We start from the raw sequence: 21963 nt of genomic DNA, 5'->3' as shown, positions 1-21963 counted from the left end.
ATGACCGAGAGCACCACCATCCGCTGGGAACAGGACGAGACCGGCGTCGTCACCCTCGTCCTCGACGACCCGAACCAGTCCGCGAACACCATGAACCAGGCGTTCCGCGACTCCCTCGCCGCCGTCACCGACCGCCTGGAGGCCGAGCAGGACTCCATCCGCGGCATCGTCTTCACCTCCGCCAAGAAGACCTTCTTCGCCGGCGGCGACCTGCGCGACCTGATCCGGGTCACCCCCGAGACCGCGCAGGACCTCTTCGACGGCGGCATGGCGATCAAGCGCAACCTGCGCCGCATCGAGACCCTGGGCAAGCCGGTGGTCGCCGCCATCAACGGCGCGGCCCTGGGCGGCGGTTTCGAGCTCGCCCTCGCCTGCCACCACCGCGTCGCCCTCGACGCGCCCGGCTCCAAGATCGGCTGCCCCGAGGTCACGCTGGGCCTGCTGCCCGGCGGCGGCGGAGTCGTGCGCACCGTCCGGCTGCTCGGCATCGCCGACGCCCTGCTGAAGGTGCTGCTCCAGGGCACCCAGTACAACCCGCAGCGCGCCCTCGACAACGGCCTGATCCATGAAGTGGCCGCCACCCAGGACGAGTTGCTCGCCAAGGCACGCGCCTTCATCGACGCCAACCCCGAGTCGCAGCAGCCCTGGGACAAGCCCGGCTACCGCATCCCGGGCGGCACCCCCGCCAACCCCAGGTTCGCGGCCAACCTGCCCGCCTTCCCGGCCAACCTGCGCAAGCAGACCAACGGCGCGCCCTACCCGGCGCCGCGCAACATCCTCGCCGCGGCCGTCGAGGGCTCGCAGGTCGACTTCGAGACCGCGCAGGTCATCGAGGCCCGCTACTTCGTCGAACTGGCCGCGGGCCAGACCTCGAAGAACATGATCCAGGCGTTCTTCTTCGACCTCCAGGCCGTCAACTCCGGCGCGAACCGCCCCAAGGGCATCGAGCCCCGCAAGGTCCGCAAGGTCGCGGTCCTCGGCGCCGGGATGATGGGCGCGGGCATCGCCTACTCCTGCGCCCGCGCCGGCATCGAGGTCGTCCTGAAGGACGTCTCCCTGGAGGCGGCCGTCAAGGGCAAGGGCTACTCCGAGAAGCTGTGCGCCAAGGCCGTCTCCCGCGGCCGTACCACACAGGAGAAGGCGGACGCGCTGCTCGCCCGCATCACGCCCGCGGCGGACCCGCAGGACGTGGCCGGCTGCGACGCCGTGATCGAGGCCGTCTTCGAGAACCCCGAGCTCAAGCACAAGGTCTTCCAGGAGATCCAGCACGTCGTCGAGCCGGACGCGCTGCTGTGCTCCAACACCTCCACCCTGCCGATCACGGTCCTCGCCGAAGGCGTCGAGCGCCAGGCCGACTTCATCGGCCTGCACTTCTTCTCGCCGGTCGACAAGATGCCGCTCGTCGAGATCATCAAGGGCGAGCGCACCGGCGACGAGGCCCTGGCACGCGCCTTCGACCTGGTCCGCCAGATCAGCAAGACGCCGATCGTGGTCAACGACTCCCGCGGCTTCTTCACCTCCCGCGTGATCGGCCACTTCATCAACGAGGGTGTCGCCATGGTCGGCGAGGGCATCGAGCCCGCGTCGGTCGAGCAGGCGGCGGCGCAGGCCGGCTACCCGGCCAAGGTCCTGTCCCTGATGGACGAGCTGACCCTCACCCTCCCGCGCAAGATCCGCAACGAGTCCAAGCGGGCCGTCGAGGAGGCCGGCGGCACCTGGCCGGCGCACCCCGCCGAGGCCGTCGTCGACCGCATGGTCGACGAGTTCGACCGCCCCGGCCGCAGCGGGGGAGCGGGCTTCTACGACTACGACGAGAACGGCAAGCGGGCGGGCCTGTGGCCGGGTCTGCGCGAGCACTTCACCAAGCCGGGCCACGAGATCCCGTTCGAGGACATGCAGGAGCGCATGCTCTTCTCCGAGGCCCTCGACACGGTCAAGCTCCTCGAGGAGGGCGTCCTCACGTCGGTCGCCGACGCCAACATCGGCTCCATCTTCGGCATCGGCTTCCCCGGCTGGACCGGCGGCATCCTCCAGTACATCAACGGCTACGAGGGCGGCCTGCCCGCTTTCGTGGCCCGCGCGCGCGAGCTGGCCGAGCGCTACGGCGACCGGTTCACCCCGCCGGCGCTGCTGGTGGAGAAGGCGGAGAAGGGGGAGCGCTTCTCGGACGCGTGACCGGACGCGTGACCCGACACGCTGCGACGCGTGACTGGACGGGCGGGGGCGGCGCAGGCCTCACGTATCGCTGAGCGGTACGCAGGTCTTGCACCCCGCCCCCGGGGCCTCGACGCTGACCCGCGAACGCTCCGCACGGCCACCGTCCCCTTCAGGAGCCCCCCATGGGTCAGCGTCCCGCCCTCGCCGTCCTGGACATCCTGCGCGGCGAGGGCGTGGACCGCGTCTTCGGCAACCCCGGCACCACCGAACTCCCCTTCCTGGCGGCGCTCGCGGGCGCCCACGGTGAACCCGAGTACGTGCTCGGCGTCCACGAGGGCTCCGTCGTGGCCATGGCCGACGGCTACGCCCGCGGCACCGGCCGCCCGGCCTTCGTCAGCCTGCACATCGCCGCCGGGCTCGCCAACGGCCTGATCGGCCTGCTCAACGCCCGCCGCTCGCGCACCCCGCTCGTCGTGACGGCCGGTCAGCAGGACCGCCGCCACCTCCAGCAGGACCCGATGCTCTCCGGCGACCTGATCGGCCTGGCCACCCCGGCGGTGAAGGCGGCGTACGACATCCAGCACGCCCGCGACCTGCCGCTGGCCCTGCGCCGCGCCTTCGCGCTGGCCGTACGGCCGCCCGCGGGACCGGTGTTCCTGGCCCTGCCCATGGACGTGCTCGGCGAGGGCACGGAGGTCGAGGTGCCGGCCCGCACCCCCGCGCCCCCGCTCGGCCCGGCCGCCGGACTGGAGCGCGCCGCGCTGCTGCTCGGCGCGGCGGCCCGCCCCGCGATCGTCGCCGGGGACGGCGTGGGCCGCGAGGACGCCGTCGCCGCCCTCGTGCGCACCGCGGAGGCGTGCGGCGCCGTCGTCCACCACCAGCCGATGGCGGACTGCCTCGACTTCCCCACCACGCACCCTCTTCACGCCGGGATGCTGCCGCCCCGGCACGACGCCATCCGCAAGGCCCTCGCCCCCTACGACACCGTGCTGATCGCCGGGGCGCACGCCTTCACCCCGCACCACTACAGCCCCGGGCCCGCGCTGCCGCCCGGTCTCACCGTCGTCCAGCTCGACTCCGACCCGCACGAGATCGGCCGCAACTTCGCCGCCGCGGCCGGGCTGGTGGGTGCTCTCGCTCCCTCGCTGCACCGCCTGTCGGAGCTCCTCCACGACCGCGTGCCCGCCCATACGGCCAAGGCCCGCATCCTGCGCGCGGGTGAGCGGCACACCGCCGACCGCGACCGCGCCGAGTCCGCCGCCCGCGCCGCCTACTCCCCGGCACCGCTCGCCCCCTGGGCCGCCGCCCACGCCGTGGCGCGCGGACTGCCGCCGGACGCGATCGTCGTCGAAGAGGCCATCACCGTCGGCCTGTTGCTGCGCCGCCTCGTGCGCCTCGAACGTCCCGGCAGCTACACGCACACCGTCGGCGGCGGACTGGGCTGGGGCATCGGCGCCGCCGTCGGCCGCGCCCTGGCCGAACCCGGCCGCCCGGTGGTCGCCGTCCTCGGCGACGGCTGCACCCTCTTCGGCCTCCAGGGCCTGTGGAGCGCCGCCCGCCAGAACGCCCCCGTCCTGTTCGTCGTGATGAACAACGGCGTGTACCGGACCCTCCAGGACACCTACACGGCCATGGGCCACCCGGGCCCCTGCCCCGGCACCGACCTGGGACAGCTGGACTTCACCCAGGCGGCCCGGTTCTTCGGCGTCGACGCCGTCCGCGCGGCGAGCGCGGACCACGTGCGCGAACTGGTCCAGGGGGCAGGGGAGTTGACAAGGCCGCTGCTGATCGACGTACCGCTGCGGTCCTGAGCCGGGCCCAGCGGGTCCGGCGGGGGGCCGTTCGGCCCATGGCCGCGGTCCGGACCTGCGCCCACCCTGACGGCACCTCAACTGCTCACCGCCGGGGGCCGTCATGCCGCACCTGCACTCCGTCCTGCGAAGACTCCTCGCCGTCTGCTCCGCCGGCGCCCTGGGCGTGACGACCGCCCTGGTCCTCGCGCCGGCCGCCGCCGCCGACCCGGCCACCACCGTCGGCTACCCCTCCGGCGCGAGCGCGACCCGCTACTCGGGTCTCGCCTTCGACGCCTGCACGGCCCCTCCACTCACCTCCGTGCAGGCCTGGAACGCCTCGCCGTACCGTGCCCTCGGCGTCTACGTCTCGGGCGTCAACCGCACCTGTGCGCAACCGCAGTTGACCGCCTCGTGGGTCGCCTCCGTGGCCCGCCTGAAGTGGCGTCTGCTGCCCATCCACAAGGGCCTGCAACCGCCCTGCGGGGCCCGTCCCGCCGACGCCAAGATCAGCCTGACGCCGGCCACGGCACGCTCCCAGGGCACCGCGGCCGCCTCGCAGGCGATCAGCGCCGCCAAGGCGCTCGGCATGCTGCCCGGCAGCGCCCTCTACAACGACATCGAGCACTACACCCAGACGGACACCGCGTGCCGCACCGCCGTCCTGACCTACGTCTCGGCGTGGACCAGGGAACTGCACCGCCTCGGCTGGGTCTCCGGCGTCTACATGAACCTCAACCTGGGCGCCAAGCAGCTCGCCGACGTCTACACCTCCACGGCCTACGCCCGACCGGACGCCCTGTGGATCGCCCGCTACGACGGCGTCGACTCCCTCAAGGGCTGGACCGCCGTCGCCGACTCCAAGTGGGCCGTCCACCAGCGCGCCAAGCAGTTCCGCGGCGGCCACGACGAGACGTACGGCGGCGTCACCATCAACATCGACACCGACCGCGTCGACGCTCCCGTGGCCACGGTGGCCCTCCCCTACAAGGTGACCAGCACGACCGCGCTCAACGCACGCAGCGGGCCGGCGACGTCGTACCCCGTCGTCACCTCGTACGCGCCCGGCGCGACCGTGAACGTCGTCTGCCAGGCTCCCGGCACCAAGGTCGGCACCACGGCCGTCTGGGACAGGCTGACCAACGGCGCCTACGTCTCGGACCACTACGTCAGCACGGCCTCCGCCACCGGCTACACCGCGCCCCTGCCGCGCTGCACCTACCCGTACCAGGTGACGGCCACCGGCGGCGTGACCGAACGCAGCGGACCGGGCTCCTCCTACAGCGCTGTCGGCACCTCACCGAACGGCGCGCTCGCCTGGGTCACCTGCCAGCGCTCCGGCTCCACGAGCGGCACCACGAAGGTCTGGGACCGGCTGGAGAACGGCCACTACGTCTCCGACCGCTACGTGGCGACGCCCAGCAGCACCACGTACAGCAAGCCGCTGCCGCGCTGCTGAGCCACTCACAGCGCCCCGCACCTTGTCACTCGCCCGGCGAGCCACCACCATCGGTCCATGACGGACGGTCAGCTGCCGAAGTCGGTGCTCGCCCGGGGGGTCATGGTGCTGCGCGCCTGCGGCGGCTCCGAGACCGCACTCACGCTCGCCGAGCTGGCCCTGTGCACGGGACTGCCGAAGCCGACCGCGCACCGGCTGGTCGGCGAGCTGGTCCGGCTCGGCCTGGTCGAGCGCACCGAGGCGGGCAGCTACCGCATCGGGCTCGGGCTGTTCGTGCTCGGCCAGTCGGCGCCGACGGTGCGCGAGCTGCGGGACGCCGCGCTGCCGTATCTCGGCGATCTGCACGAGGCGACGCTGGAGAACGTGCATCTGGCCGTCCCCGACGGCACCGACACGCTGTTCCTGGAGAAGGTCACCGGCCGCCGCGCGACGCCGATCGTCTCCCGCACCGGCGGCCGGCTGCCCGCGCACTGCACCGCCACCGGCAAGGTCTTCCTCGCCCAGGACCCGCGCCCGCCACACCGCACCCTGACCCGCCTGACCCCGCGCACCCTGGTCCTGCCCGGCCAGCTCGCCCGCGACCTCGCCCTGACCCGGGCCCGCGGCTACGGCGTCAACCTGGAGGAGGCCGAGGTCGGCATCTCCGCCGTCGCCGCCCCGGTCTACGTCCGCGACCACGGCCCCCGCCCGATCGCCGCGATCTCCGTCACGGGTGGCACCCGCCGCCTGGACGTCGACCGGATGTGCGCCCGGGTGTGCGCGGCGGCGCGGGCCCTGACCCGCGCCCTGTCGGCCTGACTCCCTTCCCCGCGGCACCGGTTCAGCCCGACTCCGGCACCGCCTGCTGCATCGCCACCGCCAGTGCGTGCTCCGTCAGCCGCTCCCCGTGCACCTCACCCGTCACCCGCCCCCGCACGAACACCAGCACCCGGTCGCACACCTCGGTCAGTTCGGCGAGGTCGGTCGAGGCGAGCAGCACCGCCGCACCACCCGCGGCCAGTTCGCCGACGATGCGGTGCATCTCGGCCCGTACGCCGACGTCGACCCCGCGCGTGGGATCGTCGAGGACGACGATCTTCGGGTCGGTCGCCAGCCACTTGGCGAAGACGACCTTCTGCTGGTTGCCGCCGGACAGACGGGCCACGACGTCGTAAGGCCCGCCGCGCAGCCGCAGCCGCCGCGTCAAGTCCGTGGTGCGGCGCACCAGTTCGGATCGGGAGGGCATGACGCCGCCGCGGCCGAGCGCCAGCCAGCTCACCGTCGTGGTGTTCTCCCACACCGGCCGGTCCGCCATCAGGCCGTTGCGCTTGCGGTCGCTCGGCACGAAGGCGACGCCCGCGCGGACCGCGTCCCGCAGCGAGCGCGGCGCCCCGCGTCCCGCGACGTCCAGCCGTCCCGCGGAGATCGCCGTACGCCCGCACACCACCTCCAGCGCGTCGAGGTGCCCCGCCCCCTGCAGCCCGGCGACCCCGACCACCTCGCCCGCCCGCACGGTGAAGGTCACGTCCGTCAGCCGTCCCGGCACGCTCACCCCGGACAGCACCACCACCGGCGGCCGGTCCACCACGGCCCGCGCCCGGCGCAGCGGCACCGGCGGCCGGCCGCCCAGCATCGCCGTGACCAGCTGCGGCACGCCGACCTCCGCCCGGGGCACCCCCGCCAGCGCGACCCGCCCGTCCCGCAGCACCGTCACGCGGTGCGCGAAGCGCATGACCTCGTCCAGGAAGTGCGTGACGTACAGGACGGCGATGCCCCGCCCGGTGAGGGTGCGCAGGACGCCCGCGAGCCGGTTGACGGCGGCGATGGGCAGGGCCGAGGTCGGCTCGTCGAGGATCAGCAGCCGCGGACCGCGCAGCAGCGCCCGTGCGATCTCCGTCAACTGCTGGTCGGCGAGGGAGAGGTCGCCCAGCTCCTGACCGAGGTCGAGGTCGAGTCCCAGGTCCGCCAGGACGGGGCGGGCCGCCCGGTCCATCGCGCCGCGGTCGAGCAGGCCGAAGCGCCGCGGCGGCCCTGTGGGGAAGAGGTTCTCGCGCACGGTCAGGTCCGGGAACAGGCTCAGCTCCTGGGAGACGACCGCGAGCCGGCTGTCCGGGGCGGTCCGCACCACCCCCTCGTCCGCGGCCAGCACCCCCGACAGGATGCGCACCAATGTCGACTTGCCCGCCCCGTTCTCCCCGACCAGCGCGTGCACCTCGCCGCCCCGCAGCCGGATGCCGGACCCGTCCAGGGCCCGTACGCCGCCGTAGGACTTGACCAGGCCCTGCGCCACCAGGATGTCCCCGTTCGTCATCTCAGCGGGCGTCCTTCAGGGGCTTGATGTGGGCCTGCTGGTCGGCCAGGAGCTTGTCGATCGTCGGCCTGTACCAGTCGTAGGCGGCCGTCGCGGACTTCTGGCGGGCGATGATGTCGTCGATGTTGGAGGAGTCGACGACCCCGCCGGGGGAGAGGAACCAGCCCTCCGGCAGCTTCCCGTCCTGGTGGCGCACCGAGTCGATGAGGATAGCCGTGGAGAGGTAGCCCTTGAGGAAGTGCTGCGGGTCGATGGTGACGAAGTTCGAGCCGTCCTTGACCGCCTCGAGCGTCTTGGGGTCGACGTCGAAGCCGGCGCTCAGCCATTTGCCGTGCTGCGCCTTCTTGATCTTGGCGAGGTTGTAGCTGTCGGCGTCCCCGACGCCCAGGAACGCCAGCGCCTTGGGGTGCGCGTTCACCTGCGACGACCAGGAGCTGTAGTTCTGCCCGGGATCGCTGTACGTCTGGAAGGGGCCGAGCACCTTCACGCCCGGCGCCTGTTTCCTGAACGTGTCGGATATGCCCTTCGCGCGGTTGTCCAGCACGGGGGTTCCCGGGTTGGGCACGCCGATGACGATCTCGCCCTTGGGGTTCGCGCCGAGCCGCTTCAGCGCCTCCTTGGCCATCAGCTCGCCGAGCGCGTAGTTGTCGTTGCCGACGTAGAAGGTGATCTTGCTGCCGTCGGTGGGGGCGGTGTCCAGGGCGACGAGGGGGATGCCCTTGTCCACGGCCTGCGCCGCGGGCCGGGTGAAGATCGGCGGGTCCAGGTTCTCCAGGACGATGCCGTCCCTGGCGGTGGCGGTGAGGTTCTGGAAGAGCTGCGCCTCGGCCGGGCCGTCGGTGTTCGGCGGGCCCACCGCCTTGAAGTTGACCTTCCCGGCGTGGTGGGCGGCGCTCTCGGCGCCGAGCACCATCTCGTGCGCGAAGTTGAGCGAGATGTTGGCGACCGCGATGCCCATGTCGAGTTCGCCGCTCCCGCCGCCGGGGCTGCTGTCGCCGCAGCCGGCGGCGCCGAGCAGCATCAGAGCGCCGAGCGCGGCGGCGGTCGTACGGAGTCGGGGATGCATCACGGCCTCCAAGAGCCTTGCGCAGGCTGGGTGTTCACTTGCGTCGGCGTCCGGTGCGCCGCAGCGCGCTGTCGGCCGCGACGGCGACGAGGATGACCGCGCCGGTCGCGAACGACGTCCAGTTGATGGGTACTTCGAAGAACACGAGGCCCGAGGCGACGACCGCCAGGATCATCGCCCCGGCCACCGCGCCGATCACCGAGCCGCGGCCGCCGGCCAGCGGGGTGCCGCCGATGATGCAGGCGGCGATGGCCTGCAGCTCGTAGCCCTGGCCCAGGGTCGGGTCGCCGGCGCCGTAGAAGGCGAGGGCGAGCACGGCGGCGCACGCCGTGGTGAGCCCCGACAGGGCCAGCGCCTCGATCCGGGTGCGGACCACCGGGATGCCGCTGAACGCGGCGGCGTCGGGGTTGGACCCGATCGCCCGCACCCGGGCCCCGAAGCGGGTGCGGGCGAGCACCACGGCCAGCACCGCGAGCACGGCCAGCAGCACCCACAGCGCGAACGGCACCCCGCCGGGATCGCCGCCCACGACGGTGAAGAACGAGTTGTCCAGCGGGAGATCGGTGATCTGCTTGCCGTCGGCGAGCGCGAGCCCGACGCCCCGGTAGAGCATCAGGGTGCCCAGGGTGACGATGAACGACGGCAGCGCGAGCAGGGTCGTCACCAGCCCGTTGAACACGCCGAGGGCGACCCCGGTCAGCAGCATCACCGGTACCGCGAGCCAGGGGCCGAGCCCGTCGCGCACCAGCAGCGCCCCGACGACCAGGCACATCGCGTAGCTGCCGCCCACCGACAGGTCCACCTCGCGCATGGCGAGCACGAAGACCATGCCGCACGCCATCAGCGAGATGTAGACGGAGTTGTGGGCCGTGGAGAGCAGGTTGGAGGTGTCGAGGAAGTCCGGGTACGGGATGCCGATCCCGGCGATCAGCAGCGCGAGCACGAGCAGTACGCCCAGCTCGTCCCGGAGCAGCCGCCCGGGCAGCGGGACGAGCCGGCGCCGCCCGCCACCCTGATCGCGGGCGCGCTCGGCGTCGTCCACGGCACGCTCGGTCTCGGTCATCGGGCACGGCTCCCGTACGGCTGGTACTGCGGCAGGACCTGGCCGCAGCGTCGGCCCCCGGGCTGCGGGCGGCAACAGAGCCGTTTCAGCGAGTGGAATGCACCCTTGCCGAGTGCCTGACGGATCATCACACTCGGGCCATGGACACGCGGACCGCCCTGGTGACCGGTGCGGCACAGGGCCTCGGGCAGGAGTTCGCCGTCGCGCTCGCCGGCCGCGGCTACCGGGTCGCGGGGCTCGACATCGCCCCGCAGGCGCGGACCGCCGGGAAGATCCTGGACTACCTGGAGCTGGAGGGCGACGCCGCCGACGAGGAGCAGGTACGGGCCGGGATGGAGCGCGTGATCGACCGGTTCGGCACGCTGCACGTGGTGGTCAACAACGCCGGCGTCTACCCCGCCGGGCCCTTCGAGGAGACCACCGTCGAGGACTGGCGCCGGATCATGCGCGTGAACCTGGAGGCGCCGTTCGTGGTGACGCGAGCCGCGCTGCCGTATCTGAAGGCCGCCGGGTGGGGCCGCGTCGTCAACATCGTCTCCGCCGCGGTGCTCACCGCACCGCCCGACATGGTCCCCTACGTCACCTCGAAGACGGGCCTGATCGGCTTCACCCGCGCGCTGGCCTCGGCGCTCGGCCCGTACGGCATCACCGTCAACGCGATCGCGCCCAGCATGGTGCGCACCGCCACCGCCGAGCGGACGGTCGGGGCGGACGGGGGCTTCGAGGCGGTCCGCGCCGGGCAGGTCGTGCCGCGCACCCAGGAGCCGTCCGACCTGGTCTCGACGCTGCTGTACGTGGTGGACGAGGGCAGCGGCTTCCTGACCGGGCAGACGCTCAACGTGTCAGGCGGATCGGCCTTCCTGTGACTCCCGCGACTTCTGCGACTCCCGTGGTTCCTGCGGCTCCGGCTGCGTGTCCGCGAGCCACTGGTGCACCTCCTCCTTGAGCGAGCGCTGGAACGTCGTCAGCAGGGCCTGCACCACGAGGGGCTGCATGTGCGCCGACAGCAGCTTCACGTCCTGCTCGTCCCGCTCCGCCACCTCGCCGCGGAACAGCTGCGACAGCTCGTGCGCCGCCGCGCGCGAGTGCTCGATCAGCACCGTGCGGGAGGCGAGGATGGCGGCCTCCGACAGGGGGACGTCCAGGAGCTGCACCCCGAGCCGCAGCAGCCCCGCGTCGACCCGGAAGGCTTCCCCGTCGGCCCGGACGACGCCCATGGCGGCGAGCCGCTCGGTGTCGTCCGCGCTCAGCGGGCGCCCGGCCCGCCGGTGCAGCTCCTCGGCCGTGAGCGTCTCCACGGTGTCCGGGGCCCAGGACGCCACGACCGCCCGGTGGATCGCCAGGTCGTGGTGGCTGAGACCGGGCGGCAGCTGCTCCATGTACCGCTCGATCGCCGCCAGGGTCATGCCCTGGTGCTGCAGCTCCTCGATGAGCGCCAGCCGGGCCAGGTGCTGCTGCCCGTAGCGGCCGACCCGGCGCGGACCGATCACCGGCGGGGGGAGCAGCCCCTTGGTGCTGTAGAAGCGGACCGTGCGGACGGTGATGCCGGCCCGCGCGGCCAGCTCGTCGACCGTGAGCGTCGGCTCCCCGGTGTCGCTGTCGGTGTCGGTCGTCATGTGCAGCAGTATCGCTGTCTCACCAGAACTGTGAAACCCGTACGGCGTGGCCGTCGTGACATGTGAGGCGCTTGTGAGGCGTGTGTGAGAAGCACCGCTGTGTGATCTATGCCATCGCATGCGCCCGGGGGACCGGGGGAAGGTGGCGCGTTGGTCTGCGTTCCCCCACCGAATACGCGGGCCCTGTACGTCCGGAGAAACCCGAGCGCGATCCGCTCGGGCGCACCAGAGAGTGGTACCCCCGTGAGCAAGGACGCCGTGACCACGGCACAGGTCGCACCCCACAGCGACGCCGCCCCGACGCCCGCGGACGCGGGCGACGCCGGCTACAGCAAGGGCCTCAAGCACCGCCACGTCAACATGATCGCCATCGGCGGCGCGATCGGCACCGGACTCTTCCTGGGCGCGGGAGGGCGCCTGCACAACGCGGGGCCCGCCCTCGCGTTCGCCTACCTGGTCTGCGGCGTCTTCGCCTTCTTCGTGGTCCGGGCGCTCGGCGAGCTGGTCCTCTACCGCCCGTCCTCCGGGTCCTTCGTGTCCTACGCGCGCGAGTTCCTGGGCGAGAAGGGCGCCTATGTCGCCGGCTGGATGTACTTCCTGAACTGGTCGACGACCGGTATCGCCGACATCACCGCCATCGCGCTCTACACGCACTACTGGAGCATGTTCACGAGCATCCCGCAGTGGGTGCTGGCGCTGATCGCGCTCGCCGTGGTCCTGGCCGTGAACCTGATCTCGGTGAAGATCTTCGGCGAGATGGAGTTCTGGTTCGCGATCGTCAAGGTGGCCACCCTGGTCGGCTTCATGCTGATCGGCATCTGGCTGCTCGCCACCCGGCACGAGGTGGGCGGCCGCACCCCGGGCGTGAGCGTGATCTCCGACCACGGCGGCGTCCTGCCGCACGGCATGATGCCGGTCGTCCTGGTCATGCAGGGCGTGATCTTCGCGTACGCCGCCCTCGAACTCGTCGGCGTCGCGGCCGGCGAGACCGCCGAGCCGGAGAAGGTCGTCCCGCGCGCGGTGAACTCGATCATGTGGCGCGTGGGCCTGTTCTACGTGGGCTCGGTCGTCCTGCTCGCCCTGCTCCTCCCGGGCTCGGTCTACTCGGCCGACGAGAGCCCCTTCGTCACCGTGCTGTCGAAGATCGGCGTCTCCGGCGCGGGCGACGTGATGAACCTGGTGGTCCTGACCGCCGCCATGTCGTCCCTCAACTCCGGCCTGTACTCCACCGGCCGCATCCTGCGCTCGATGGCGATGGCGGGCTCGGCGCCCCGGTTCACCGCCCGCATGAACCGCAGCCAGGTCCCCTACGGCGGCATCCTGCTCACCTGCGCGGTGTGCGTGCTCGGCGTCGGCCTCAACTACCTCATGCCGAGCCAGGCCTTCGAGATCGTGCTGAACGTCGCCTCGCTCGGCATCGTGTCGACCTGGGTGATCATCATGGTCTGCCACCTGGTCTTCGTCCGCCGCGCCAAGGCGGGCCTGCTGTCCCGCCCGTCCTTCCGGCTGCCCGGCAGCCCGGTCACCGAGATCACCACGATCGTCTTCCTCCTCGCCGTCCTCGGCCTGATGTGGAACGACCCCGAGGTCGGCCGCAAGACCCTCCTGCTCATCCCGGTCATCGCCGCGATGCTGGTCGCGGGCTGGTTCGGCGTACGACGCCGGGTCGCCCGCACGGAGAACGAGGAACTCACGCAGCTCACGAGCTAGCCCGCGCCGTCGCTCCGCCCGGTGAAGGCCGCGCATCCTCGCCGTCGGTACTCCGAGAGGTGAGCGCCTGCCGCTCGTACGTGGCTGGTCGCGCCGTTCCCCGCGCCCCTTCCGGGGCGCGGCCCTCACCCCTTCGCCGATGTCGTCCCGTGGGTAAGGTGCGGGCTGGGGCCGTCAAGGTCACTGCCGACGACCACGGGGAGGGCGGGACATGAGCCGCGACAACGACGTTCTCGTGCTGGGAGGCGCGGGCGTGGACACGATCGTGTACGTGCCGCGGCTGCCGCTCCCGTACGCCGACAGCTACATGATCGAGCAGGGCATCCGCACCCGGGCCGGCCAGACCGGCGACTTCGTCGCCCTGGGCCTCGGCGCGCTCGGCCTGCGCGTGCACCATCTCGACATGCTCGGCGACGACCCCGAGGGCGACCTGGTGCGCGCCCTGCACCGGGAGCGGGGCATCGCCCTCACGGCCGTCCCGCAGCCCGCCGGGACGAAGCGCGCGGTCAACCTCGTCAGCCCCGACGGCAGGCGCCTGTCGCTGTACGACGCGAGCCGCACAGTGGTCGAGGGCGGCTTCCCGAAGGACACGGTCCAGGCCCTTGCCGCGGCCAGTCGCCACGTCCACGTGACCATCACCCAGCCCTGCGCCGACACCCTGCCGCTCCTGCGCGAGACGGGGGCGACGATCTCCACCGACCTGCACGACTGGGACGGCGAGAACCCGTACCACGAGCCGTTCGCCCACGCCGCGGACGTCGTGTTCCTCTCCACCACCGCCCTCGCCGACCCGGAGCGCACCATGCGCCGCATCGCCGACCGCGGCCGCGCCGAGGTGGTCGTCGCCACGGCGGGCGCGAAGGGCGCCTACCTCCTGGCCGACGACGAACTCACCCACATACCCCCGGCCGTCCCACCCGCTCCGGTCCTCGACTCCAACGGCGCGGGAGACGCCTTCGCGGCGGCCTTCCTGTACGGCTGGCTGAACCGCGAGACACCTCGCCGCAGCGCCGTCTACGGCACGATCGCGGGCGCCCACGCCTGCACGGTCCCGTCGACGGAGGCGGACGCGATCGGCCGGGACGAGCTCCTGGCGAGGGTGACGGGTCTTTAGGGGCGCGGGGAACTGCGCGACCGGCCACCACCGGCCCGCAGCCCCCACACCACCGGACCCGGCACTTCCCTAGTGCACGTCGTTGGTCGCGGCGATCTTCTTCCACGACTTCGGCTGCACCACCGCGGACTTGGCGAGAGCCACCCCCGCCGACGCCGACGCCGCCGGCTTGCTCGGCCGGAACAGCCACGCGTCGAAGAGCGAACCCAGCGACTTGCCCGACACCTTCTCCGCGTACGCCTCGAAGTCGGCGACGGACGCGTTCCCGTACGCGTGCTCCTGGGGCCAGCCCTTCAGGATGGCGAAGAACGCGTCGTCGCCGACCGCGTTGCGCAGGGCCTGGATCGCCAGCGCGCCGCGGTCGTAGACAGCGATGTCGAACTGGTCGTCAGGACCGGGGTCACCCGGCTTGACCGTCCAGAACGCGTCGTCGGCCGGATGCGAGGCGTACACGTAGTCGGCGAGTTCCTGCGTCGTGCCCTCGCCCTCGTGCTCGGACCACAGCCACTGGGCGTACCGCGCGAAACCCTCGTTGATCCAGATGTCCTTCCAGCCCTTCAGCGACACGCTGTCGCCGTACCACTGGTGCGCCAGCTCGTGCACGACGACCGAGGCGTTGGAGCCGTTCGCGAACTGCTTCGGGCTGTAGTAGACCCGGGTCTGCGTCTCCAGCGCGTACCCGGTGGTCGTGTTGGGGACGTAGCCGCCGGCCGAGCTGAACGGATACGGCCCGAAGTAGCCGCTGAGCCAGTCGACGAGCTCCCCGGTCCGCTCCACGCTCGCCCGCGCGGCCCCGTCGTTGTCGCCGAGGTCCTTGCTGTAGGCGTTGATCACCGGCACCCCGCCCTCGGAGGTGCTGGTCGTGATGTCGAACTTGCCGACGGCCAGCGTGGTCAGGTACGTGGCCTGCGGCTTGTTCTGCCGCCAGTTGTAGCGCGTCCAGCCGAGCTGCGAACTCGTCGACTGCAGCGTGCCGTTGGACAGGGCCTGCGTCCCGTTCGGCACGGCGACGGACACGTCGTAGGTGGCCTTGTCGAGCGGGTGGTCGTTGCTCGGGTACCACCACCAGGCCGCCTCGGGCTCGTCCGCCGCGACGGCCCCGTCCGGCGTGCGGTGCCAGGTGTTGAAGCCGTAGGCGCTCTTCGACGACGGCACCCCGCTGTAGCGCACGACCACGGTGATCGCCGTGCCCTTGGCCAGCGGAGTCTTCGGCGTGACGACCAGTTCGTGCTGGCCGGAGGTGGCGAAGGCGGCCTTGGCGCCGTTGACCCGCACCTCGCCGACGTCCAGCAGGAAGTCGAGGTCGAAGCTGGACAGGTCCTGCGTGGTCTTCGCCAGGATCGTCGCCGTACCGGACAACTCGTCCGTCGTGGGCTGGTACTTCAGGCGCAGGTCGTAGTGGGAGACGTCGTATCCGCCGTTGCCGTAGGCCGGGTAGTAGGGGTCGCCGATGCCCGGAGCGCCGGGGGAGTAGCTTGCGGCGGACGCCGGGATCGCCAGCATCAGGGAGGCCGCAGCGAGTGCGCCCGGCGCGATGATTCTGCGGTGCACGAAAGCTCCAAGTCGTAGGGTCACGAGATCTGTTCCGGAGCCTATGGAGTCCCTGTGTCACCGGACATGTCCATGGCCCCGCCTGTCACACGATCGCCATTCGGCCGTCACGAACCCCCGGGTGACAAGGCCCGATCCGGCCACGCGCGTCCCGTGGGGCGGCCTACGGCCCTCTTCTGCACGGCAGTTGACCGATGTACCGTCCCGCGCATGCCGATACGCATGCGCTTCACGACCTGGAGATCGCTCGCGACGGCGGCCATCGCCGTCCTCCTGGCAGCCTTCCTCACCCCGGCGGCGGCCCACGCGGCCCCTTCCGCACCACGCGAGAGCCGGCCCGTCTACTCGTACGCGAACGCCGTCCGCGAGGCCGTCTGGGTGGACACCGGACTCGACGGCGACCGCGACGGGAAGCACGACCGCGTCGCCGTCGACATCGTGCGCCCCCGCGAACCCGCCCAGCAGGGCCGCAAGGTGCCCGTCATCATGGACGCCAGCCCGTACTACTCCTGCTGCGGCCGCGGCAACGAGAGCCAGCTCAAGACGTACGACGCGCAGGGCCACGTCGTCCAGATGCCGCTCTTCTACGACAACTACTTCGTCCCGCGCGGCTACGCCTTCGTCGGCGTCGACCTCGCCGGCACCAACCGCTCCGACGGCTGTGTGGACGTCGGCGGCCGCTCCGACATCCAGTCCGCGAAGGCCGTGGTCGACTGGCTCAACGGCCGGGCGAAGGCGTACACCACCCGCACCGGCACCACCACGGCCAGGGCGAGCTGGACCAACGGCAGGACCGGCATGATCGGCAAGAGCTGGGACGGCACGATCGCCAACGGCGTCGCCGCGACCGGCGTCAAGGGCCTGAAGACCGTCGTCCCGATCAGCGCCATCTCCTCGTGGTACGACTACTACTTCGCCAAGGGCGCCCCGCTGTACGACTCGGGCCCCGACTGGCTGTCGAACTACGTGGACAGCCCCGACGCGCAGGCGAAGTGCGCCGCGGTGCAGAAGGCGATCGTCGACGGCTCCCCGCGCACCGGCGAGTGGACCCCGTTCTGGACCGAGCGCGACTACGTGAAGAACGCGGGCAAGGTGCGCGCGAGCGTCTTCCTCACCCACGGCATGCAGGACCTCAACGTCCGCACCAAGCACTTCGGCCAGTGGTGGGACGCCCTCGCCAAGCACGGCGTCGAGCGCAAGATCTGGCTCTCCCAGACCGGCCACGTCGACCCCTTCGACTTCCGCCGCGGCGCCTGGGTCGACACCCTGCACCGCTGGTTCGACCACGAACTCCTCGGCTACGACAACGGCATCGACCGCGAGCCGATGGCCGACGTCGAGCGCCACCCCGACCAGTGGGTCACCTCCAAGGTCTGGCCGCCGAGCGGCACCGCCGCCACGACCCTGCGCCCCGGCCGGGGCAGCCAGGCGGGCGTCGGCACCCTCGGCCTCACCAAAGGCCACGGCACCGAGACCTTCACCGACGACCCGCGGCTGAGCGAGACCGACTGGGCCGCCAGGATCGCCACGTCGACCCCGGAGAAGGCCGGCTTCCTCACCGGGCCCCTCACCCATGACCTGCGCCTGTCCGGCTCGTCCGAGGTGACGGTCACCGCGACCCCGACCACGAGAACGGCGCACCTCTCCGCCGTGCTGGTCGACCTCGGCCCGGACACCGTCCGGGACTACGCGGACGCGGCCGAGGGCATCACGACCGGCACCGACCGCAGCTGCTGGGGCGCGAGCACCGCGGGCGACAGCGCCTGCTTCAAGAACACCGCGGCGAAGAGGACGAACGTCGACTACACCGTGGTCAGCCGCGGTTGGGCCGACCTCGGCAACTACGCCTCCGACGCGAAGGGCGTCCCGCTCACGCCGGGCAAGGCGTACACCATCACCCTCGACCTCGCGGCCACCGACCACGTCGTCCCGGCCGGCCACCGCCTCGCGCTGATCGTGGCGGGCACCGACAAGGACCTCATCGACCCGCCGGCCGACAAGCCGACCCTCACCCTGGACCTGTCCCGCACCCGGGCGAGCGTCCCGCTGGTGGGCGGCGCCCCGGCCTTCACCCGCGCCACGACGGACAAGCCGTCCGCTCCCGAAGGAAGGACCCTCCAGGGCGTAACGGCCCCGCGCACCATCCACCGCGTCCCCCTCGGCTGAGCAGGGTGCGCAGATCCCCGGCGGCGTAACAGCGTTCTCAGGGGCGCGGGGAACTGCGCGACCGGCCACGACGCAGCCGAAGACGGAGACTGAGCCGCAGAAGCACAACCGCACCCCCGCGGAGCGCTAGGCGGTCGGGCAAGCCAACCCGGCCGCCTCCCCCGCACACCCCCACGCCACGGTCACACCCGCCCCGCCGTGTCCGTAGTTGTGCACCAACACCCGCCCGTCGGGCAGGACTTCACGCTCCAGCCGCACCGCGTCCCGCGCCGGCCGCAGCCCCACGCGGTGCTCCAGCACCCGCGCCCCCGCGATCTCGGGCCGCAGCGCCGCACAGCGCCGTACGATCGCCTCGGCCACCGCCGGATCCGGCTCCAGCGACCAGGCGTCCTCGTCGGCCGTGCCGCCCAGCAACAGCCGTCCGGGCTGCGGGAAGAAGTACGCCATCTCCCCGTCCGGGCCGGTGGAGGTGAGCCAGGTGCGGATGCCGGGGTCCTCCACGACCACCAGCTGCCCGCGCACGGGCCGTACGGACGCGTCCGGAACGAGCTCGCGCGCCCCCAGCCCCGTGCAGTTGACGACGACCGGGGCGTCCGCCTCCGCGAAACCGGCGACCGCACGCTCCTCGACCACCCCGCCCGCCTTCACCAGCCGCTCCCGGAGCCACGGCAGATGCGTGAGCATGTCGACGAGCGGCAGCCGCGCCCACAGCCCGCTGCCGGCGTACTCCTCGGGCGTCGACGCGCGCAGCCCCGGCACCCGGGCGGCCGCCCAGGACTCGGCCCGGTCGAGATCCGCCTCGCCCAGTACCCCTTCGACCATGCGTACGCCGGTCGCCTCGGGGTCGCCCGCCAGCTCCTCGTACACGTCCAGGGACTGCAGCGCCCACTCCCGCGCCCGGGCCACCGGCTCGATCCGGTACGGCCACCACAGCGCCCCGGCAACCGCCGAGGTGGTCCGCTCGGCGGGATCCCGCGTCCACACCCGTACCCGTACGCCGCGCTCGGCGAGAACGACGGCGGTGGTCAGCCCGACGACCCCGCTGCCCACCACGATGACATCGTTGTTCAATGCGCCCTCCCTCAGGGGACGGTAGCGGAATGTGTCATGCCGTGCTCGGAGAGCTCCGACTGCGGGAATACTCACAGCATGTCCGCCGAGTACGCGACCTTCGGCCTGGCACCGGCGATGCGCGCCGGTGGAGTCCTCAGCAACGGTGACTACCAGATCCACCGGGACTTCGTGGACTTCATCGTCGACGGGCGGCCGCTGCTGTTCCAGCTCTCCGACCTCGACGCCGTCTCCCCGCTCGCCTCCGACGTCCCGCCCGCGATCTTCACCGAGCAGGTCCGCAGCCTCCTGCTGGAGGCCGAGGCACCGCTCCCGGACGGCCGCTACGTCGTCTACGGCTGCCCGGAGTGCGCGGACCTTGCCTGCGGTGCGGTCACCGCCGTCATCGAGCGCGACGGCGAGGACTTCATCTGGCGGGACTTCGCCTGGCAGACCGACGAACACGCCGATCTGGAACGCAACGGCTACCACGGGATAGGGCCGTTCCGCTTCCACGGCGGCCGGTACCGCGAGGCGCTGGCCTCGCTGCTGGACGGCCGTGCGCCGGGCGCGCGGCGCCGGGTCCTGCTCATCGGCGCGCGGGTCGCCCTGCTCGCCAAGCTCGCCGCCGCGCTGCGCGCCATCGGCATCGGCGCCGACATCGCGCATGACGCGCACGGTGTCCCCGCCGACGAACTGCGCTCCTACGGCGCGGTCGCCTTCGGCCGAGCCGTAGGCCAGGAGCGGCGGGCCGAGGTGCGCCGCTCCTTCCAGCAGGCCGGCGTCGAGGTGGCGTACGTCGAGGGCCTCGCCCCGATCGTGCCGCTGCTCGTCGCGCAGATCGAGCACGCCCTGGACCGCAGCCCGGTGGAGCAGCGCCGGCTGACCCGGCTGGTGGCGGCCGACGGCGAGGCGGGCGTCGAGGTCACCTCGTCCTGCCGGGTCCGGCTGACCGCCTACCGTCTGGACCGGCTCTACCGCAGCCACGCGCACGACGTCTTCGACGGGGTGCTGGAGGCGGGCCGGCACCGCATCGCGCTGGACGCCAGGGCGGTCCGGGGCGAGTCGTTCGTGGTGGCGCGGACAGCGGGGAGTGTGCTGGTGGAGGCGATGGCCCGGTAGGAAACGGCGAGGCGGTGCCGGCCCGCCGGCGGCTAGGATCGGCGGCCTGATGACTGCCACACTCGTCGCCAAGAACCTCGCCGCCGGGCACGGCGACCGCTCCCTGTTCGCCGGACTCGACCTCGTCGTCGCGCCCGGTGACGTGATCGGGCTGGTCGGTGCCAACGGCGCGGGCAAGTCCACCCTGCTCAGGATGCTCGCGGGGCTCCTCGCGCCGGAGCAGGGGGAGCTCAGGCTCTCCCCGCCGACGGCGACCGTCGGCCACCTCCCGCAGGAGCCGGAGCGCCGCCCCGGCGAGACCGTCCGGGAGTTCCTGGCCCGCCGCACCGGCGTCGCCGAGGCCCAGCGTGTGATGGACGAGGCCACCCAGGCGCTGGTCGACGGCGCGCCGGGCGCCGACGACGCCTACGCGACGAGCCTGGAGCGCTGGCTCGACCTCGGCGGCGCGGACCTGGAGGAGCGGGCGGAGGAGGTCGCCGACTCCCTCGGTCTCGCGGTGGACCTCGACCAGCCGATGACGTCCCTGTCCGGCGGCCAGGCGGCCCGCGCCGGACTCGCCTCCCTCCTCCTGTCCCGCTACGACGTCTTCCTGCTCGACGAGCCCACCAACGACCTCGACCTGGACGGCCTGGAACGCCTCGAACGGTTCGTCTCCGGCCTGCGCGCCGGCACCGTCGTCGTCAGCCACGACCGCGAGTTCCTCACCCGCACGGTCACCAAGGTCCTCGAACTCGACCTCGCACAGGGGGAGATCAACCTCTACGGCGGCGGCTACGCGGCCTACCTGGAGGAACGCGAGGTCGCCCGCCGGCACGCCCGGGACGACTACGAGGAGTACGCCGACAAGAGGGCGGCCCTCCAGGACAGGGCGCAGACGCAGCGCTCCTGGATGGACAAGGGCGTGAAGAACGCCCGGCGCAAGGCGGGCAACGACAACGACAAGATCGGCCGCAAGTTCCGCAGCGAGGCCAGCGAGAAGCAGGCGGCGAAGGCCCGCCAGACCCAGCGCATGATCGAACGGCTGGACGTCGTCGAGGAGCCCCGCAAGGAGTGGGAACTGCGCATGGAGATCGCCTCGGCCCCGCGGTCGGGCGCCGTCGTGGCCACCCTGCGCGACGCCGAGGTGCGGCGCGGCGACTTCACCTTCGGACCGGTCTCCCTGCAGATCGACTGGGCGGACCGGGTGGCGGTGACCGGGGCGAACGGCGCCGGCAAGTCGACCCTGCTCGCCGCCCTGCTGGGCCGCGTCCCGCTCGACTCCGGTGCCGCCGCCCTCGGTTCCGGCGTCCTGGTCGGCGAGGTCGACCAGGCCCGCAAGCTGTTCCACGGCACCGAGTCCCTGCTCGACGCGTTCGGCGCCGCCGTACCCGACACCGAGCCGGTCGAAGTCCGCACCCTGCTGGCCAAGTTCGGCCTCAAGAGCGATCACGTCCTGCGCCCGGCGGCCACCCTGTCCCCGGGCGAACGCACCCGCGCGGCGCTGGCGCTGCTGCAGGGCCGGGGCGTCAACCTGCTGGTCCTGGACGAGCCCACCAACCATCTGGACCTGCCCGCCATCGAGCAGCTGGAGTCCGCCCTCGACGCCTACCGGGGCACGCTCCTGCTGGTCACCCACGACCGCCGCATGCTGGACGCGATCCACGTCACCCGCCGCCTGGAGGTGGCGGACGGGAAGGTGACGGAACGCTAGCGGCGGCGCCGTCAACTTCGCCCCCTTACAAGGCACTTGCGGTGCCCCGAACGATCCGGTCGCGCGCATGTCCGGTCGTCGGAGGTCAGTCCCAAAGAGTTGCCCGTGGCATGCCGGTG

16 protein-coding genes are annotated in these 21963 nt (G+C 72.3%); 10 read left to right on the top strand and 6 right to left on the bottom strand.

Features of this window, described 5'->3' with window-relative positions:
- From ACFU97_RS14040 to ACFU97_RS14025, 4 genes are all read left to right on the top strand, one after another.
- A complete protein-coding gene (locus ACFU97_RS14040) occupies positions 1 to 2175 on the top strand; it encodes a 3-hydroxyacyl-CoA dehydrogenase NAD-binding domain-containing protein (protein WP_384255276.1) in 2175 nt (724 codons plus the stop codon).
- A gap of 164 nt (positions 2176 to 2339) precedes the next feature.
- Positions 2340 to 3968 carry a thiamine pyrophosphate-binding protein gene (locus ACFU97_RS14035; protein WP_384255274.1) on the top strand — a complete coding sequence of 543 codons (1629 nt, stop codon included), beginning with the start codon at positions 2340 to 2342 and terminating at the stop codon, positions 3966 to 3968.
- Positions 3969 to 4071: 103 nt separating this feature from the next.
- Positions 4072 to 5406 carry a glycoside hydrolase domain-containing protein gene (locus tag ACFU97_RS14030; protein WP_384255272.1) on the top strand — a complete coding sequence of 445 codons (1335 nt, stop codon included), beginning with the start codon at positions 4072 to 4074 and terminating at the stop codon, positions 5404 to 5406.
- Between the two features lie 57 nt (positions 5407 to 5463).
- Positions 5464 to 6204: an IclR family transcriptional regulator gene (locus ACFU97_RS14025; RefSeq protein WP_384255270.1), complete on the top strand. Its 741-nt coding sequence runs from the start codon at positions 5464 to 5466 to the stop codon at positions 6202 to 6204.
- A 22-nt stretch (positions 6205 to 6226) separates the two neighbouring features.
- On the opposite strand, the gene ACFU97_RS14020 is transcribed toward ACFU97_RS14025, so the two are convergent.
- From ACFU97_RS14020 to ACFU97_RS14010, 3 genes are read right to left on the bottom strand one after another with little or no spacing between them, the layout of a single operon-like run.
- Positions 6227 to 7696 carry a sugar ABC transporter ATP-binding protein gene (locus tag ACFU97_RS14020; protein WP_384255267.1) on the bottom strand — a complete coding sequence of 490 codons (1470 nt, stop codon included), beginning with the start codon at positions 7694 to 7696 and terminating at the stop codon, positions 6227 to 6229.
- A gap of 1 nt (position 7697) precedes the next feature.
- Positions 7698 to 8762, bottom strand: a complete 1065-nt coding sequence (locus tag ACFU97_RS14015) for a sugar ABC transporter substrate-binding protein (RefSeq protein WP_384255265.1) — start codon at positions 8760 to 8762, stop codon at positions 7698 to 7700.
- A 34-nt stretch (positions 8763 to 8796) separates the two neighbouring features.
- Positions 8797 to 9825, bottom strand: a complete 1029-nt coding sequence (locus tag ACFU97_RS14010; RefSeq protein ID WP_384255262.1) for an ABC transporter permease — start codon at positions 9823 to 9825, stop codon at positions 8797 to 8799.
- 140 nt (positions 9826 to 9965) lie between these two features.
- Between ACFU97_RS14010 and ACFU97_RS14005 the strand changes: the two genes are divergently transcribed.
- The gene (locus tag ACFU97_RS14005) at positions 9966 to 10691 is read left to right on the top strand and encodes an SDR family NAD(P)-dependent oxidoreductase (RefSeq protein WP_384255260.1); all 726 of its coding nucleotides are present in this window, start codon (positions 9966 to 9968) and stop codon (positions 10689 to 10691) included.
- On the opposite strand, the gene ACFU97_RS14000 is transcribed toward ACFU97_RS14005, so the two are convergent.
- Positions 10668 to 11441, bottom strand: coding sequence for a MerR family transcriptional regulator (locus ACFU97_RS14000; protein WP_384255257.1), 774 nt, complete (start codon positions 11439 to 11441; stop codon positions 10668 to 10670). The genes ACFU97_RS14005 and ACFU97_RS14000 overlap by 24 nt on opposite strands.
- Before the next feature lie 243 nt (positions 11442 to 11684).
- Between ACFU97_RS14000 and ACFU97_RS13995 the strand changes: the two genes are divergently transcribed.
- A complete protein-coding gene (locus ACFU97_RS13995; RefSeq protein WP_384255255.1) occupies positions 11685 to 13151 on the top strand; it encodes an amino acid permease in 1467 nt (488 codons plus the stop codon).
- Positions 13152 to 13362: 211 nt separating this feature from the next.
- Positions 13363 to 14265 carry a PfkB family carbohydrate kinase gene (locus ACFU97_RS13990; protein WP_384255253.1) on the top strand — a complete coding sequence of 301 codons (903 nt, stop codon included), beginning with the start codon at positions 13363 to 13365 and terminating at the stop codon, positions 14263 to 14265.
- Between the two features lie 69 nt (positions 14266 to 14334).
- Here the strand turns inward: ACFU97_RS13990 and ACFU97_RS13985 are convergent, their stop codons facing one another.
- Entirely contained in the window at positions 14335 to 15816 is a 1482-nt protein-coding gene (locus tag ACFU97_RS13985; RefSeq protein ID WP_384255250.1) for a M1 family metallopeptidase, read from the bottom strand.
- Positions 15817 to 16026: 210 nt separating this feature from the next.
- On the opposite strand from ACFU97_RS13985, the gene ACFU97_RS13980 reads away from it, so the two are divergent.
- Complete coding sequence (locus tag ACFU97_RS13980; RefSeq protein WP_384255248.1) at positions 16027 to 17982, top strand: Xaa-Pro dipeptidyl-peptidase; 1956 nt, start codon at positions 16027 to 16029, stop codon at positions 17980 to 17982.
- Between the two features lie 126 nt (positions 17983 to 18108).
- Here the strand turns inward: ACFU97_RS13980 and ACFU97_RS13975 are convergent, their stop codons facing one another.
- Positions 18109 to 19053, bottom strand: coding sequence for an FAD-dependent oxidoreductase (locus ACFU97_RS13975; RefSeq protein WP_384255246.1), 945 nt, complete (start codon positions 19051 to 19053; stop codon positions 18109 to 18111).
- A gap of 78 nt (positions 19054 to 19131) precedes the next feature.
- Here ACFU97_RS13975 and ACFU97_RS13970 point away from each other — a divergent pair, with 78 nt between their 5' ends.
- Positions 19132 to 20154: an oxidoreductase gene (locus tag ACFU97_RS13970; RefSeq protein ID WP_384255243.1), complete on the top strand. Its 1023-nt coding sequence runs from the start codon at positions 19132 to 19134 to the stop codon at positions 20152 to 20154.
- A gap of 49 nt (positions 20155 to 20203) precedes the next feature.
- Positions 20204 to 21844, top strand: a complete 1641-nt coding sequence (locus tag ACFU97_RS13965) for an ABC-F family ATP-binding cassette domain-containing protein (RefSeq protein ID WP_384255241.1) — start codon at positions 20204 to 20206, stop codon at positions 21842 to 21844.
- The last annotated feature ends 119 nt before the right edge of the window (positions 21845 to 21963 follow it).

It is taken from the genome of Streptomyces sp. NPDC057616 (genome assembly GCF_042800575.1).
In the GTDB taxonomy this organism is placed as follows: Bacteria; Actinomycetota; Actinomycetes; order Streptomycetales; family Streptomycetaceae; genus Streptomyces.
The sequence above is the reverse complement of the archived record's forward strand: the minus strand, read 5'-3'. Positions and strand labels throughout refer to the sequence as shown.